Origin of the sequence: Neorhizobium lilium (genome assembly GCF_004053875.1) — a bacterium.
In the GTDB taxonomy this organism is placed as follows: domain Bacteria; phylum Pseudomonadota; class Alphaproteobacteria; order Rhizobiales; family Rhizobiaceae; genus Neorhizobium; species Neorhizobium lilii.
This window is the reverse complement of the sequence record NZ_SBIP01000002.1, coordinates 543849-559924: the sequence shown is the minus strand read 5'-3', so window position 1 is coordinate 559924 and position 16076 is coordinate 543849. Positions and strand designations below refer to the sequence as shown.

Annotated in this window: 14 protein-coding genes and 1 pseudogene; 6 read left to right on the top strand and 9 right to left on the bottom strand. The window is 60.6% G+C overall.

What is annotated here, in order from left to right; all coding sequences use genetic code 11:
* The first annotated feature begins 180 nt into the window (after positions 1 to 180).
* Both EPK99_RS08885 and der read left to right on the top strand, forming a co-directional pair.
* Entirely contained in the window at positions 181 to 852 is a 672-nt protein-coding gene (locus tag EPK99_RS08885; protein ID WP_128442675.1) for a tetratricopeptide repeat protein, read from the top strand.
* 29 nt (positions 853 to 881) lie between these two features.
* Entirely contained in the window at positions 882 to 2309 is a 1428-nt protein-coding gene (der, locus tag EPK99_RS08880) for a ribosome biogenesis GTPase Der (protein ID WP_128442674.1), read from the top strand.
* Positions 2310 to 2528: 219 nt separating this feature from the next.
* Here der and EPK99_RS08875 read toward each other — a convergent pair whose 3' ends face one another.
* On the bottom strand, positions 2529 to 3602 hold the full coding sequence (locus EPK99_RS08875) for a glycosyltransferase family 4 protein (RefSeq protein ID WP_128442673.1): 1074 nt from the start codon (positions 3600 to 3602) through the stop codon (positions 2529 to 2531).
* A gap of 169 nt (positions 3603 to 3771) precedes the next feature.
* Between EPK99_RS08875 and EPK99_RS08870 the strand changes: the two genes are divergently transcribed.
* Both EPK99_RS08870 and EPK99_RS08865 read left to right on the top strand, forming a co-directional pair.
* A complete protein-coding gene (locus EPK99_RS08870) occupies positions 3772 to 4017 on the top strand; it encodes a type II toxin-antitoxin system VapB family antitoxin (protein WP_128442672.1) in 246 nt (81 codons plus the stop codon).
* Positions 4014 to 4444: pseudogene (locus tag EPK99_RS08865) on the top strand (type II toxin-antitoxin system VapC family toxin). Before EPK99_RS08870 ends, EPK99_RS08865 begins: the two are co-directional and overlap by 4 nt.
* A 65-nt stretch (positions 4445 to 4509) precedes the next feature.
* Here the strand turns inward: EPK99_RS08865 and EPK99_RS08860 are convergent.
* Both EPK99_RS08860 and EPK99_RS08855 read right to left on the bottom strand, forming a co-directional pair.
* Positions 4510 to 5025, bottom strand: a complete 516-nt coding sequence (locus tag EPK99_RS08860; RefSeq protein ID WP_128442671.1) for a hypothetical protein — start codon at positions 5023 to 5025, stop codon at positions 4510 to 4512.
* 142 nt (positions 5026 to 5167) lie between these two features.
* Positions 5168 to 6079 carry a sugar kinase gene (locus tag EPK99_RS08855; protein WP_128442670.1) on the bottom strand — a complete coding sequence of 304 codons (912 nt, stop codon included), beginning with the start codon at positions 6077 to 6079 and terminating at the stop codon, positions 5168 to 5170.
* 136 nt (positions 6080 to 6215) lie between these two features.
* Here EPK99_RS08855 and bglA point away from each other — a divergent pair, with 136 nt between their 5' ends.
* Entirely contained in the window at positions 6216 to 7865 is a 1650-nt protein-coding gene (gene bglA / locus EPK99_RS08850; protein ID WP_128442669.1) for a beta-galactosidase BglA, read from the top strand.
* A gap of 46 nt (positions 7866 to 7911) precedes the next feature.
* On the opposite strand, the gene EPK99_RS08845 is transcribed toward bglA, so the two are convergent.
* Both EPK99_RS08845 and EPK99_RS08840 read right to left on the bottom strand, forming a co-directional pair.
* Positions 7912 to 9453 carry a cation:proton antiporter gene (locus tag EPK99_RS08845; RefSeq protein WP_128442668.1) on the bottom strand — a complete coding sequence of 514 codons (1542 nt, stop codon included), beginning with the start codon at positions 9451 to 9453 and terminating at the stop codon, positions 7912 to 7914.
* Between the two features lie 305 nt (positions 9454 to 9758).
* Positions 9759 to 10523 carry a TetR/AcrR family transcriptional regulator gene (locus EPK99_RS08840; RefSeq protein ID WP_245582374.1) on the bottom strand — a complete coding sequence of 255 codons (765 nt, stop codon included), beginning with the start codon at positions 10521 to 10523 and terminating at the stop codon, positions 9759 to 9761.
* Here EPK99_RS08840 and EPK99_RS08835 point away from each other — a divergent pair.
* Entirely contained in the window at positions 10498 to 11643 is a 1146-nt protein-coding gene (locus EPK99_RS08835) for an FAD-dependent oxidoreductase (protein ID WP_128442667.1), read from the top strand. The two genes, EPK99_RS08840 and EPK99_RS08835, sit on opposite strands and share 26 nt — an antisense overlap.
* Positions 11644 to 11768: 125 nt before the next feature.
* Here the strand turns inward: EPK99_RS08835 and EPK99_RS08830 are convergent, their stop codons facing one another.
* The 4 genes from EPK99_RS08830 to EPK99_RS08815 form a co-directional block, all read right to left on the bottom strand.
* Positions 11769 to 12875, bottom strand: a complete 1107-nt coding sequence (locus tag EPK99_RS08830) for a branched-chain amino acid ABC transporter substrate-binding protein (RefSeq protein ID WP_128442666.1) — start codon at positions 12873 to 12875, stop codon at positions 11769 to 11771.
* 297 nt (positions 12876 to 13172) lie between these two features.
* Positions 13173 to 14501 (bottom strand): omega-aminotransferase AptA, encoded by a 1329-nt coding sequence (gene aptA, locus EPK99_RS08825; protein ID WP_128442665.1) that lies wholly within the window; start codon positions 14499 to 14501, stop codon positions 13173 to 13175.
* A 336-nt stretch (positions 14502 to 14837) separates the two neighbouring features.
* The gene (locus tag EPK99_RS08820; RefSeq protein ID WP_128442664.1) at positions 14838 to 15158 is read right to left on the bottom strand and encodes an ArsR/SmtB family transcription factor; all 321 of its coding nucleotides are present in this window, start codon (positions 15156 to 15158) and stop codon (positions 14838 to 14840) included.
* A 102-nt stretch (positions 15159 to 15260) separates the two neighbouring features.
* Positions 15261 to 15995, bottom strand: coding sequence for a HugZ family pyridoxamine 5'-phosphate oxidase (locus EPK99_RS08815; RefSeq protein WP_128442663.1), 735 nt, complete (start codon positions 15993 to 15995; stop codon positions 15261 to 15263).
* Positions 15996 to 16076 lie beyond the last annotated feature (81 nt).

Genomic DNA, 16076 nt, shown 5'->3' with positions numbered 1-16076 from the left:
TGAGGCCGAGCTTATTCGCTCCCGAATAAGGCGAAGCTTTGAAAAGCACCCTCCGAAAGACGAATTCCTATCGCTGTCGGCTTAACAAGGGCTTCGAGTTTTGCTTGGGGGCCTTACATCCGTTGCAAAATAGGCTAGAACGCGCTTTTCCCAAGGTGGGCCGCATGGCCGGAGACGTTGATGGCGCAGAACGACGACAGTTTTTTTCGCGAGGTGAATGAAGAGCTTCGTTCCGATCAGTTGCGATTTGTGTGGAAGCGGTTCGGCAGGATTCTCATCGGCGCCGCAGCACTGATCGTGATCGGCACGGCTGGCTATCGCGGTTACGAATACTGGGGTCAGCATAACGCCTCGCAATCCGGCGACCGCTTCATCGCCGCCCTGCAACTTGCATCCGAAAACAAGAACGACGAGGCGCTGGCTGCGCTCGGCGCCATCGAGAAGGAGGGCACGGGTTCTTATCCCGTGCTTGCCAAGCTGCGCGCCGCCTCCGTCCAGGCGAGCAAGGGCGATACGACCGGTGCCGTTGCAGGTCTGACCGAGATCGGCAATGACGGCAAGGCGCCGCAGGCCATTCGCGATCTCGCAAAGCTTCGCGCCGCCTGGCTGCTGATCGACACCGGCACCTACGAACAGGTTTCCGCCCAGGCGGAAGGCATGACGGCGCCGGGCCAGATGCTTGCCAATTCCGCGCGCGAGGCGCTGGGCCTTGCGGCTTACAAGGCTGGCAATCTCGCGCAGGCCAAGCAGTGGTTCAAGCAGATCGCGGACGACAGCACGGCCCCGCGCAATGTGGCCAACCGCGCGCAGATCATGCTCGACAATATCGCCGCTTCGGGCAAGGCGCCCTAACCAACCCGGATAGGGTTCGAGGAAACATCATGAGCTTTACCGTCGCCATCGTCGGCCGCCCGAATGTCGGCAAGTCCACGCTCTTCAACCGGCTCGTGGGCAAGAAGCTGGCGCTGGTGGACGACACGCCGGGTGTCACCCGCGACCGTCGTCCGGGCGACGCCAAGCTGCTCGACCTGAAGTTCATCATCATCGATACTGCCGGTCTGGAAGAGGCCGGACCGGACACGCTCGAAGGCCGCATGCGCGCGCAGACCGAGGCGGCAGTCGCCGAGGCCGACCTGACGCTGTTCGTGGTCGATGCCAAGTTCGGCCTGACCCCGCTCGACAAAACCTTCGGCGAACTTCTGCGGCGTAGCGGCAAGCCGGTGGTGCTGGTCGCCAACAAGTCGGAAGCCAAGGGTTCCGATGGCGGTTTCTACGACGCCTATACTCTGGGGCTGGGCGAGCCGGTGCCGATTTCCGCCGAGCACGGCGGAGGGATGCTGGACCTTCGCGACGCCATTGTAGAAGCGATCGGCGAAGAGGTGGCTTTCCCCGAGGCGGAGGACGTGGCCGAGACGGATATCGACCTGCCGCCCTCGCTGCCGGGGGACGGCGAAGACGACGAGGCCGAGCCGGAATATGACGAGACCAAGCCGCTGCGCGTCGCTATTATCGGCCGCCCGAATGCCGGCAAGTCCACGCTGATCAACCGTTTTCTCGGCGAAGACCGGCTGCTGACCGGCCCCGAAGCCGGTATTACCCGCGATTCCATTTCGGTGGAGTGGGAGTGGCGCGGCCGCACCATCAAGATGTTCGATACCGCCGGCATGCGCAAGAAGGCGCGCGTTCAGGAAAAGCTGGAAAAGCTATCGGTCGCGGATGCGCTGCGGTCCATCCGCTTTGCCGAAACCGTGGTCATCGTGTTCGACGCGACCATTCCCTTCGAAAAGCAGGACCTGCAACTGGTCGATCTGGTGATCCGCGAAGGCCGTGCCGCCGTGCTTGCTTTCAACAAATGGGATCTGGTCGAGGACACCCAGGCCGTGCTTGCCGATCTGCGCGAGAAGACGGAGCGCCTGCTGCCGCAGGCGCGCGGCATCCGCGCCGTGCCGATCGCTGGTCAGACGGGCTACGGCCTCGACAAGCTGATGCAGAGCATCATCGATACGGACAAGGTGTGGAACAAGCGCATCTCGACGGCGCGGCTCAATCGCTGGCTGGACGGCACTCAGGCGCAGCATCCGCCACCGGCCGTTTCGGGTCGCCGCCTGAAGCTCAAGTACATGACGCAGGTAAAGGCGCGGCCGCCGGCCTTCATGATTTCCTGTACCCGTCCGGAATCTCTGCCGGAAAGCTATGTTCGCTATTTGACCAACGGCCTGCGCGCGGACTTCGACATCCCGGGCGTGCCAATCCGCATCCACTTCAAGGCGAGCGAAAACCCGTTCGAAGGGCGCAAACGGAAGCGTTAGTTTTTCCTGATGCAAGGCAAGCTTGCAATTTGGCCAGTAGCATGATCCACTCTTCAGGTTGCTGCAACGCAGGAGGGCGTTGCAGGCGACCATTGGAGGAGAATTTCATGATCATTGTTGGCCTGTTGGCAGCCGTCTGTCTTGGTGCGGGAAGCGTCGTCTATTTCGTCTGGCGCGACCGCAAGGTCTGATCCGGCCGTTCCGAGGCCCGAATTGCACTCAGGCCGGGCCGATAAGCCGGTTGCTGTCCTTGGGCAGCACCGGAGCCGCCAGCAAGCTACGATTTTGTGCCGTCAGCACATTGCTCAGGAACTGCCTTGTGGCAGCTTCCCAGGTAAATTTGCGGGCGAGTAACCGCGCGCTTTCGCGCGAGCAGCGCAGGGCGGACAGGCAGGCTTCCCGCAGATCCTCGCTCATGGCGCCGGCGCCCGAACCTTCCTCGATGATATCCACCGGACCAGTGACCGGATAGGCCGCGACCGGAACGCCGCTTGCCAGTGCTTCCAGAATCGTGTTGCCGAACGTGTCGGTCTTGGACGGGAACACGAAGACGTCGGCCTGGGCATAGGCTTCGGCGAGCTCGTTGCCTGTCTTCATGCCGGTGAACAGCACGTTCGGATAGCGCTTCTGGAGATCCGCGCGGGCAGGGCCGTCTCCGACCACGACTTTGGAGCCAGGCAGGTCGAGATCCAGGAAAGCCGGCAGGTTCTTTTCCACCGCGACGCGCCCGACCGTAATGAAGATCGGGCGCGGCAGGCCGAAAGGATTGTCGTTTCGTTCCATGGGGTGGAAGACCGTCTGGTCTATGCCGCGGCTCCAGCGCAGAAGATTTCGGATGCCGAGCCTGGAGAGTTCGCGCTCGAGGCTTGCCGTGGCCACCATGCAGCCATTGCCGGCATTGTGGAACCAGCGCACGAAAGCATGCAGCCAGCGCAGCGGCACAGGAAACCGGGCGGACACATATTCCGGAAACCGCGTGTGGTAGCTGGTCGAGAAGGGCATGCGGTTCTTCAGGCACCAGCGGCGCGCAATGATGCCGAGCGGGCCTTCGGTGGCGATGTGGATGGCGGTCGGCAGGGTCGCTTCGATGGCATGCGCGACCTGGCCAAAAGTGGCAATGGACAGCCGGATTTCCGGATAGGTGGGGCAGGGGATGTTTGCGAAGTCCTTTGGAGTGACCATGCAGACCTCGACCCCCATCCGCGTCAGTTCGCGATTGGTGTTCTCGATGGAGCGCACGACGCCATTGACCTGGGGGTGCCAGGCATCCGAGACGATGGTGATTCTGGTCATCGACTTGGCCCCGTTGCCGACCCGCCGGCGACTCAAAGGCCGGCAAAGCGTTTCAGCTTCATATCGGCGATCATTGTAACAGGCGCATGAAGGGGCGTTCCGAGAGGCCTTGGCGACGATTGCGACCCGTCTCTCATGGTGATATCTTCCTGTAATATAGGAGATATCCATGGCTCTTTTTGTGCGCGATGAGGAGGTCTCGGCCATGACGGCGGAGCTTCAGGGCCTGCTGAAGGCTTCCACCAAGACGGAGACTTTGCGACTGGCTCTGCAGCATGAACTGGAGAGAGTCCGGGCCGCCTTGCCTATGCGCGAACGGCTTGCCAGAGCACGTGCCATTGCAGATTCAATTGGACCCTCCGATCCCGATTTCGACCAGAAAGCCTTTTCCGACGATCTTTGGGACGAAAGCTGATGTTCGTAGACGCATCGGTGATCGTGGCAATCCTGAAGCCGGAAGACGACGCGGAGCAGCAGATACAGCGCCTCAGCGATGCTGGTGGCCCTTTCTACATCTCACCCGTTGTACGAATGGAAGCGACTTTGTCGCTGGCCCGCGCCAAGGCGGCAGCAATGATGAAGGAAGGTCGTCCCACGTTACAAATGGTTGAAACTGCTGCATTGGCAGTTGATAGCTTCATAAATGGCCTGCAGGCGGAAGAGGTCGAGATCTCGGGCGCAATCGGGCTTGCTGCCCGCGATGCAGCGATGCGGTACGGCAAAATTGTCGGACACAAAGCGAAGCTTAATCTCGGCGATTGCTTTGCCTACGCTTGCGCTGTCAGTCTGGGCAGAAGATTGCTTACAAGGGCGGAGACTTCGTTCATACCGACATGGGATGAACGTGTGATTGACCTCGGGCCGCTTTGGGCTTGGCCCAAAGGTCAATCAATATGGGCTCAAGCCTTCACTCCACGATCGTCACATCCTGCTCGACAACCGAGGTCTGGTTGCCGCTCATGTCGTGGATCGTGTATTGCAGCTTGTACTTACCGGCCGGAACGCCGGTCAGCGTCAGGGTGAAATCCATCGAGAATTCCATGTTGGCGTTGTGGCTCTGGAGCACGTTCTTGGCAAAGCCCTTCTGGTCGGTGACGACTTCGCCACTTTCCGTCTTGAACAGCAGGTCGGAGACGAAGTTCATCTCGTACATGTCGCCCGGAAGCTCTTTCCAGCTATAGCCGATAGGCTCCACATAGGTGATGATCTTTTCGCCCACCTTGAAGATGCTGGACTGTTTGTCCTGATACATTCCGTAGCCCTGGGACGGGCCGGTGATGAAGGTCACGGCGCGTTCCGTCAGCGGCAGCTTGCCCCAGGCTTCGTAGGTCTTGGTTTCGGCCTTGGTGAGAACATCCACTGCATCGGCGTGGGCGGTTTGCGACAAGGCGATAAATGCGAAGGCGGTAATAAAAGCGCGCATGAATACTCCTGAGGATTAAATTTATAGCTCTCAGAATGTATGACACCAAATTATTGAAATAGAATTATAGTTCTTCATAAGAACAGCAGGATTGAGTGCTTTCGTAGCGCTCATTATCCATTTCAGGCATTGTCCTACCAGACTAGCGCGGGAGCAGGTCGGGGCTGATCAATGCGCCATGGTGGCCGATCACCACGGAGGCGATGGCGGCGCCGAAAGCCGCCGCGTCTCCCGGTGAATTGTCGCCGAGCAGGCGCGACAGGAAGGCGCCGTTGAAGCTGTCGCCGGCGCTGGTCGTGTCGATTATCTTGTCGGTTGCCACGCCCGGAACATGAACCTCCACCTCGCCGAAGCTCAGATAAGCGCCGTCCGCACCGTTCTTGACGACGACATCCCTGACGCCCAACCCGTGGTAACGCGCAATGGTATCGGTGATGGTGGCATCGCCGAAATGGGTGGCCTCGTCATCGAAGCTCGGAAGAACAAGACTGGCGGCGCGGGCGCCCTCCTCGATCGTGCGGAGCATGACATCATTGTTTATCCAGAGCCGGGGACGCAGATTGGGGTCGAAGGCGACGGTCTTGCCGGCCGCCTTGGCACGGCGCAGTTCGGCCAGCAGGGTATCGATGGCTTCGGGAGCCAGGATGCCGAGGGTAATGCCGGAAAAATAGATGAGATCGGCTTGTTCGATCGCCGCGCGAAGATGATCGGCATCGTCTGCAATCTTCCTGGCGGCGGCGCTGTCGCGCCAGTAGCTGAAGGTGCGCTCGCCGTTCTTCAGGGTAATGAGATAGAGGCCAGGCGTCTTGCCAGAGATGCGGCGGATGAAGCCGGTGCCGATTCCGGCAGATGTCATCATGTCGAGCATCTCGCCCGACAAGGGATCGTCGCCGAGGACGGTGAAATAATCGACACTCCAATCGGCAGGCAGGCAGGCGCGGGCATACCATGCCGTGTTGAACGTATCGCCGGCAAAGCCCTTGCGCAGAAGGCCTTCGCCCCCCTGCGACAGTTCCACCATGCATTCGCCGATCGAAAGAAGCCGTCCGCCCATCATGTTCCTCCACTTTTCTGTCGCATATGCCGAAGTTCCGAACGTGACAAGTGCAATGCAGGCCTTTGCTTTCGCGTTGTCTTTTGCGCGGGCCATACTAGGTTGGCTTGAAACGCAGGCAAAGGAATCGATGTGCATGGCGACAGAAGCGAAGGCAGCGGATGCAAACTGGTGGCGCGGCGCGGTGATCTATCAGATCTATCCGCGCTCCTTCCAGGACACGAGCGGTGACGGTCTCGGAGACATCAAGGGGATCACGCAGCGCCTGCCTTATGTCGCGTCGCTTGGCGTCGATGCGATCTGGCTCTCGCCCTTCTTCACCTCGCCCATGGCGGACATGGGTTATGACGTGTCCGATTACTGCAATGTCGATCCGATGTTCGGTACGCTTGCCGATTTCGACGAGATGATGGAGGAGGCGCATCGGCTGGGGCTGAAGGTGATCATCGACCAGGTGATCAGCCATACGTCCGACCGCCATCCCTGGTTCATCGAGAGCCGCTCCAGCCGCACCAACGCGAAGGCCGACTGGTATGTCTGGGCCGATCCGAAGCCGGACGGCACGGCCCCCACCAACTGGCTCTCCATCTTCGGCGGTCCGGGCTGGGAATGGGACGGAGTGCGCAAGCAATATTACATGCACAACTTCCTGATCTCCCAGCCGGACCTCAACTTCCACAATCCCGACGTCCAGGAGGCGATGCTCGGCACGGTCAAATTCTGGCTGGAGCGCGGCGTGGACGGCTTCCGGCTCGATACGGTCAACTACTACTTCCACGACAAGCAGCTGCGTGACAATCCGCCGATGGTCTACGACACCGACGGGGCCGGCATGGAGACGGATACCAACCCCTATTCCATGCAGAACCACCTCTACGACAAGAGCCAGCCGGAGAATATCGAGTTCCTGAAGCGGCTGCGGTCGCTGCTCGACACATACGAGAACCGCGCCACGGTGGGGGAGGTGGGCGATGGGCCGCGCTCCCTGACGACGCTTGCCATCTACACGAGCGGCAATGACAAGCTGCATATGTGCTATACGTTCGACCTGCTGGGGCCGGCGTTTTCCGCTGGTTATATCCGCAGGATACTGACCACGGTGCAAGACACGGTGACGAATGGCTGGGTCTGCTGGGCCTTTTCCAACCACGACGTGGTGCGCCATGCGACCCGCTTCATCGAGACGCCGGAGGAACAGGATCGGGTGGCGAAACTTTCGGTCACGCTTCTTTCCTCGCTGCGCGGCTCGATCTGCCTCTATCAGGGCGAGGAACTGGGGCTGACGGAGGCGGAGCTTTCCTTCGAGGACCTGCGCGATCCTTATGGCATCCGCTTCTGGCCGGCCTTCAAGGGCCGTGACGGATGCCGCACGCCGATGGTGTGGGATGCGGGCGCCCCGCATGCGGGCTTCACCAGCGGGTCGAAGACCTGGCTGCCGGTGCCCGGAGAGCATGCGAGCCGCGCTGTCGATGCGCAGGAATCGCTATCGGACTCGGTGCTGCACCATTACCGGGCAGCAATTGCCTTCCGTAAATCGCACCCGGCGCTGATCGACGGCGACATGACTTTCCTGGAGACCAATCAGGACCTGCTGGCCTTCATCCGCGAGAAGGGAGGCGAGAAACTGCTGTTCGTCTACAACCTGACGCGGGAGCCGCAGAGCTTCACCCTGCCGAAGCGAATGGGCGACGTTCTGCCGGTATCGCTGCCGGGCTTCCAGTCGTCGCGGATCGAGGGCGGCGTCGTCGCGCTCGACGCGCTGGACGTGTTCTGCGGCAGGGTGTGAGCCACCCACCCGCCGTGGGTCACCCTGCGGCGGGTGCTACAAGAGATCAGATCTCTTCGATGCGTCGTTCCTCTTCCGGGAGTACGGAAAGTTCGCGCCAGTCGATCTCTTCAAGGAGAAGATTGTAGAGATCCGGGTTGAGTTGATGCTCGATCCGCAAACGCTCAAGAGCCTGGCGCTGACCGGCAATCGCATCCAGCGCGAGCGTCCGGTAGCGTTTCAACGACGTCATTTCCTCTGTCGAAAGCGAGTGCTTCTCCATCCGCATCTTCGTGCGCAGCAACTCCGCCTCGTCACCCGTCGCACCTTCGAGCTTGGAGAGGCCCGCGATGGCGATATCCCGGCGAAGGTCGTTGAGATTGTTGCCGGCTTCTCCCTTGAGGTCGAAACGCAGCCATTGGATCACATAGCGCAGGGACAGGCCCTGGATGACCACCGTTGCCAGCACCACGGCGAAGGCCGTGAGCACAACCACATTACGATTGGGGAAATCGCCGGGCAGTGCGAAGGCGGTCGCAAGGGTCAGCAGGCCGCGCATGCCGCACCAGCCTGCGAGGATCGCCTGCTTGAAGCTTGGTGGCTGGTCGCGCCCGTCCCGCCTCGCCGCATAGGCCTCGTATCGGTTGAAGCCGATGCAGAGAGCGAAGCGTGTGACGATGACGATGACCACGACGCCCCCCGCAAAGAGGGCGGCTTCGCCCATGTGGTTCGGCTCCATGTCTGCCAGGATGGCGCGCACCTGCATGCCCATCAGCAGGAAAGCCATGACATTCAGCACGAAGACGACCACGCTCCAGACCGCATAGGACTGGACCCGCATGCGGGCGGAGGAGGCGAGTGGGTCGCTGAAATAGGCCGTTGTCATGGCAAAGGCGACGATGGCCAGAACCGGCGACAGATGCAGGCGCTCGGCGAGTATCCACAGGAGGAAAGTCTGCACGAACTGGAGGATGTTGCCGCCAAGCGTCCCGACGACGAAACGGTAGAGGTAACGCAGCACCCAGGCGGATGCCACACCGAGCAGGATACCGCCGGGAGCCGCTAGCACGAGGCTTGCCGTTTCGGCACCGTCCAATGCGCCGGCAGACTGGACCGAAAGCGCCGCGGTAAAGATCAGCAGTGCAGCAGCGTCATTGAAGAGGCTTTCGCCGCGCAGTACCGCATCGACATTGCGGGGAACAGAGACGGAGGAGAGGACAGCCGTGGAAGCAGCCGCATCCGGCGGCGCGACGATGGCGCCGAGTACCAGGGCGGCAGCAAAGGGCAGTCCGGCAAACGTCCAGCCGGCCAGCGCAACGGTCAGCGTGGTGACAACGACACCGCCAATGGCAAAGACAAGAAGCGGCAGCCAGAAGCGGCGCGCGGTCCCAAGCGGAAAATCATAAGCCGCATCGAGAAGTGCCGGCGCGATGAACAGGGCCAGTGCTATCTGCGGGTCAAGGGTCAGATCCGGCGTGCCGGGAACGATCGCCACGGCTATACCGGCCAGTGCCAGCATGGACGGATAGGGGATGAGGAGGCGCCGCGACACCTGCAGCAGGATAATCGCGACCAGGAGAAGCAGCAGCAGGCTTTCGAAAAACTGCATGGGTCGCTCGTGCCTTCTCGCGCAAAGCGCGTGCCGCTAATATATATGCCACCACCATAACCGTAGATGAGATCAGCGCAATATTGCAGGCAAGCGTTCTAAAGCGTGTCGCGATCTTCCAGATTCGCTTTCCACGCTTTGAGCCTTTGTCTTATCGCATGTCGTTGACGCAAAACCGATACACACTTTTGCGCGACATGCCGTAGGTGTGATGCGCGCGGGATACATCCAACTTGCGTTGATATTACCAGGACGTGAACCATCTACGCCGAATTGGTCGAAGCTCTGCGATCGTCGGGGTCTCGTCAGCGCTGCTGCGACACGCCCCCGAGGATGAGATCGATCCCGCCAAGAAAGTCTTCACGGTCGTCATGGATACGAAATTGTTGGGCTACACCCGTCGAGAACGGGTATTCCAGCGGGTCCAGCTGGGACCAGGCGGTCGAGACCTTGTCAAGGTAGTCGGTTCGATCGAGGTCGTTCTCCTTGGCCAACCTCGCGTTCGCCGCGTTCTGGCCAGCGACACCAAAAACGTAGCTGATAAGAGCCGAAGCCGTCACCCACAGTTTCTCTTGTTGAACGCCAAGCGCCTGCACCTGCTGCCCGATGGGTTCAAGCAGGCGCACCATCGGCATCTGTCCTGCCGATCGCGACAGCACCGAGCCAACCCACGGATGGACGTCGATCATGTCGAAGACGCGGAGCGCGATCCTTTTGATCGTTTCCTGCGGGGTCTCCCCCACGATCGAGGAGGACATCGCGGCAGCAACAACAGTGTCGCAGGCGGCTGCGATCAGGTCGTCCTTGTTCTCGACGTGCCAGTAGATCGCACCGGGGCCGGTCGATAGACGCTTGGACAAAACCTGAAACGTCAGACGGCCTTCACCGACTTCGTCCAGAAGCTTGATAGCCGCATCTACAATGCTCTCCCGGGTAAGGGAGCCCTGCCGCCGCTTGCTGTTTCCAGTTTTTCTCATGACGTATCTTGACACATCTGGAATGACATTCCAACTATGGAATAGTGTTCCAATGAAAGTTCGGTCAATGAACGACAAAAAGATAACAGTCATCGGAGCAGGTCTTGGCGGCCTGATGCTGGCCCGCGTCCTCGACCTCCACGGCATAGCCGCGACCGTGTACGAAGCGGATAGCTCGCCTGACATCCGCGCGCAGGGCGGCATGCTCGACATCCATGAGGCGGACGGACAGTTCGCTCTAAGGGAAGCGGGACTGTTCGAACGGTTTCTCGAACTGGTTCATCCCGGTGGCCAGCAGACCCGGGTCATGGACATGCATGGCACGCTTCTCTTCGACGAACCGGACGACGGCACAGGGGCACGGCCGGAAGTTCCGAGGGGCGAACTGAGACGAATCCTGCTCGAGTCCCTCTCTTCCGACAAGGTTCTTTGGGGACACAAACTCTCGTCGGCCCGTCCACTCGGTGATGGCCGACACGAGCTGACCTTCGCGAACGGCGGAACGGTGACGACCGATCTTCTCGTCGGAGCCGACGGTGCCTGGTCCAGGGTCCGCCCTCTTCTTTCGAACGCCAAACCAATTTATGTCGGTACGTCTTTCGTCGAGACCTATCTGACGGAGGCCGACACTCGTCACAAGGCAAGCGCGAATGCCGTCGGCGGGGGATCGCTGATGGCGGTGGCGCATGGAAAAGGCATTCTGGCGCATAGGGAACCCGACGGGGTGCTCCATGCCTACGTCGCCCTGGTCAAACCCAAGGACTGGATCGACGCTACCGACTTCAGCGATCGGGCATCGGCCACGGCCCGCGTGGCCGCAGAATTCGACGGCTGGGACCCGGCGCTGAGAGCGCTGGTCACGGATGCGGAAACTGCCCCCGTCCTTCGCGCCCTCCACCGCCTTCCAGACGACCATCGTTGGGAACGAATACTTGGAGTGACCCTGCTCGGCGACGCGGCGCATCTGATGGTTCCATCCGGCGAGGGAGCGAACCTAGCAATGATCGACGGCGCCGAACTCGGTAAGGCGATTGTGAACTGCGACGGTGATTTCGAGAAGGCGCTGATGTCCTTCGAGGAGAAGATGTTCGCTCGCAGCGCCGCGGCGGCTGCAGACGCCACCCAGCTTCTCGACGTCTTGTTCGGCCCAGACACGCCGCAGAGCCTGCTGGAATTCTTTGCCTCGTACCAGCCGACCTCACCTGGTCTTTGAGTAGACCCGTAACCTTAGCAGCGCTCTAGCTGTGAGCGCTGGCCCTAAGAGCACCTGCATGTTCGATACGGATTTGGTGATCCCGGAGACACTCACCATGCCGCCGGAATCGGTATTCGCAGTGGTTATTCGGCCGGCACGATCTTGCCGTCCTGCCATTTGAAGAGCGAGAAGCTCTGCGAGGTCAGGTCGCCCGTCTCGCCATAGGTCAGCTTTCCGATCGCGGTCGGGATCGGTTCCCCGCTCTTCAGCGCGGCCGCGACGGCTTCCGCATCGTCCGTGCTCTTTGCCTTCTCCATGCCAGCCTTGATGACTTCGACGGCGGCGTAGGCGTTGAGCGTGAATGCCTCGGCCGGGATTTTGCGCGCGGCAAGTGCCTCTGCTGCTGCCTTGGAATCCGGGCTTTTGGTGGCGTCTGCGGCATTGGTGAAGATGGTGCCGGCAGCGGCTTCGTTGCCGATCGTCCAGTATTCGCTGTTGGACAGGCCATCACCGCCGATGATCACCGCCTTGACGCCGAGATCGGCCAGCTGGCGGGCGAGCAGACCGCCTTCCGGATGATAGCCGCCGAAATAGACGACATCCACTTTTTCCGACTTCAGGCGGGTGGTCAGCGCGCTGAAATCCTTGTCGCCCGGAGTCAGGGCGTCGTTCAGAACTTCCTGCACGCCGCCGGCGTTCAACGTCGTCTTGAAGGCGTCGGCGAGACCCTTGCCGTAGGCGCCCTTGTCATTGATGATGGCGACCCGTTTGCCCTTCAGGGTCTTCAGCACGTATTGCGCAGCGACTTCGGCCTGCTGGTCATCGCGGCCGCAGGTGCGCAGCACGTTGGTAAGACCGCGGCTGGTGAGTGCCGGCGTGGTGGCCGTCGGCGTGACCATGAGAACGCCGTTCTCCGCCAGCGCATCGGAGGCGGGCATGGCGACACCCGAGGTGACGGGGCCGACCACGAAGTGGATGCCTTCGCCGACGAGTTGGTTTGCGGCCGAAACGCCCTGCTTGGGTTCTGCGGCATCGTCGGCGGCTTTCAGAACCACTTTCTCACCCAGAATTCCGCCCTTCTTGTTGATCTCGTCAATGGCGGTTTCGACCCCGTTCTTGACCTGGGCGCCATAGGCGGCGACCGGGCCGGTCAGCGGCGCGATGAGGCCTATGGTGATATCCGCATGCGCAAGCGGCGCAAACGACAGCGAGGCGAGGGCAGTTGCGCCCATAAAACTCTTGAAGTTCATGATCTGTCTCCTTGGGGCGGGGCCGATGGCCCCGGTCAGCGCCGCACCTCTGCCTCCGTCTGCGCGTACCCTGTGGGCACGCGTGCCAACGACGCCGGCGGATGCGGTCGATGCCGGTTCGAGTCATATTTGACTTTCGTCACCGGCTGCAGATTTTGTATGAATTGAAGTCATATTGCGCAAGAACATATCATTGCGCTGCCCATTTTTGTTGCTTTGGGCAATCGGAGGGCGGTCAAGACAACAAAAAAGCGGCCGTTGTGGCCGCTTTTCGTTCCCGTCATACCGTGCCTGCGGTCAGATATTGCTCGTCAGAATATCGCGCAGCTTTCCGAAGATCTCGTCGATATGGTGTTTCTCGACGATCAGCGGCGGCGACATGGCAATGGTATCGCCGGTGGTACGGATCAACAAGCCATCCTCATAAGCCTTCAGGAAGGCGGTGAAGGCGCGTTTGGTGGGTTCGCCAGCGATCGGATCGAGCTCGATTGCGCCGATCAGGCCGAGATTGCGGATATCGATGACGTTGGGCAGATCCTTCAGCGAGTGCAGAGCTTCTTCCCAATAGGGAGAAATGTCGAGAGCACGGTCGAACAGGCCTTCTTCCTTATAGGTTTCCAGCGTCGCAAGGCCAGCGGCCGAGGCAATCGGGTTGCCGGAATAGGTGTATCCGTGCATGAACTCGATCATGTGTTCCGGGCCGTTCATGAACGCGTCATGGATCTCGGAGGTCACGAAGACGGCGCCCATGGGAACTACGCCGTTGGTGAGGCCCTTGGCGGTGGTGATGATGTCCGGCTTGACGTCGAAATACTGCGCCGCGAAGGGCGCGCCCAGACGGCCAAAGCCGGTGATGACTTCGTCAAAGATCAGCAATATGCCGTGCTTGGTGCAGATCTCGCGCAGCTTCTGCAGGTACCCCTTCGGCGGAATGAGAACGCCAGTAGAGCCGGCAACCGGCTCGACGATCACGGCGGCGACGGTCGAGGCGTCGTGGAGGGTGACGATTCGCTCCAGTTCGGTCGCCAGATCGCCGCCATGTTCCGGCTCGCCCTTCGTAAAGGCATTTTGGGCCGGAAGATGCGTGTGCGGCATGTGATCGACGCCGGTCAGCAGCGTGCCGAACATCTTGCGGTTGGAGACGATGCCGCCCACCGAGATACCGCCGAAATTGACGCCGTGATAACCGCGCTCGCGGCCAATCAGGCGGAAGCGGGAGCCATTGCCTTTCACGCGGTGATAGGCGAGCGCCACCTTGAGGGCGGTCTCGACCGATTCGGAGCCGGAATTGGTGTAGAGCACATGGTTCATGCCCTCAGGGGCGATATCGACCAGCCGATTGGCGAGCTCGAACGCCTTGGGATGGCCAAGCTGGAAGGCAGGCGCGTAGTCCAGTTCGCCAGCCTGTTCGCGGATCGCCTCGGTAATCTTGGGGCGGCAGTGGCCGGCATTGACGCACCAGAGGCCAGCCGTGGCATCGAGCACCTGGCGTCCGTCATGCGTGGTGTAGTGCATGTCCTTGGCGCCGACGAAGAGGCGCGGTTCCTTCTTGAACTGGCGATTCGCCGTGAACGGCATCCAGAAGGCGCGTAGGTCGTTCGGCGTGGTGTTGAGGCGGTTGGACATGCTGTTCTCCTGCGGCCCTCTTCATTGTTCCCAGGGGCCGTTCCCGGTTGGCGGCGCAGCGCCAAGTGTGACTGAACTGCCAAACTATCAAGGGCATCGGGGGCGTCAACCCGGACCAGCGATGCAGTGGGCCGGTTTCCTGCGGAGAGGGCCTGCTTGCGATAGCGCGGCCGATCCGGTGCTCGGCGGCCGCAGGTGCTGTGAGCTGTGGCAGCAGGAAATACAACTAAGAAAACGGCGGCTTGCAAGGCCGCCGATTCTCACAGTCTCTATTTTCTACAATGACAGCGCTGACGCGACCTGCTCCCCCGAGCACGTCATGTCAGCGCTGTCATTTCATGCTGCAGCAGAGTGTTTTTCTTCCGGAGCGCAATAGAGCTCTTCGAGAGTCGCCAGTACCTTCAGGACCGATTCCGAAGTGCTGGAGTAATAGATGGTCTGTGCGTCGCGCCTTGTCTTTACGAGCTTCTGCGCCCGCAGCTTTGACAGGTGCTGCGAGAGGGCAGACTGGCTGAGGCCAACCTGCGACGCAAGCGCACCGACTGCGACCTCGCCTTTGACAAGGCAGCACAAGATCAGCAGCCGCTTTGGATTGGCCATGGCAGACAAAAGATTGGCCGCTGCCGTCGAATGCTCAGAAAGTGTTTTCGTATCCATAATAGAGTCCCCTCATGACCAAAGCAGCAACTTTGGCAGTCGTGCGTCCTTAGATTAGATCAATAGAAGTTGAAGTTAAATTCCTAGATTTAGGGTGATAATTTATTCTACTGCGGCTGGTTTGGACATGTAGTCCATCACATCACGCGGCGAAGAAAAAACTCTCTCAAATTCGTGCCGCAACTGGATATCACCTGCCACCAGATCAAGGCCCGCGGGATCCACGCCTCCGAAGCGCCAGCGGCGTTCCTTTTTTGCTCCAACTTTATCGGCAAAATCATTTGCCTCATTCGTCATGGTTTTCAAGCGTTTTTGCAGTTCCAGCCATTCTTCGACGCAAGTCGGCTCCTTGATGACCAGATCCGCGCCGGGCAGCGCGTAGGCGCGGCCGAAGCCGCCATTCAGCGAGGCGGTCACGGGCATCAAGCGGAAGAAGCGGAAATCGGGGAAGTCCACATAGAGCTCGGCCTTGGGGTGCCGGTCGAGAAAGCGCTGGCGGATGCGATCATGCGCTGCATCTGTTCGTGACACGGTTTCGGCGTCGCATTGGAGGGTGATCCTCGGATGGGCGAGCGGATCGCCCTTCGCCGGCTCTCCTGCCAGAAGCGAACAACGGCGGTCCGCGAGCAATGCCTTCGTATGGGCGGAAAGGCCCGAGACGAGAATTACCGGAACGCCGTCAAGATCGGTCGCCGTCAACACACGGCTGGCGGAGGGATAGCCCGTCTGCGGATCGACGACCGCGATTGCCATGTAGCGCGCACCGCGAACCAGCACGCGTGCAAGCTGGCGCGCCTCGTCGTCCGTTTCCCGCAGAACCTGGGGCTTATCTGCCATATGCCGTTTCTCACCGTTGAGAAGCGCGAGAATTAGCATGCTCCAACAAAGAGCGAAAGACGAGCGCCTTAGTCAACTTCA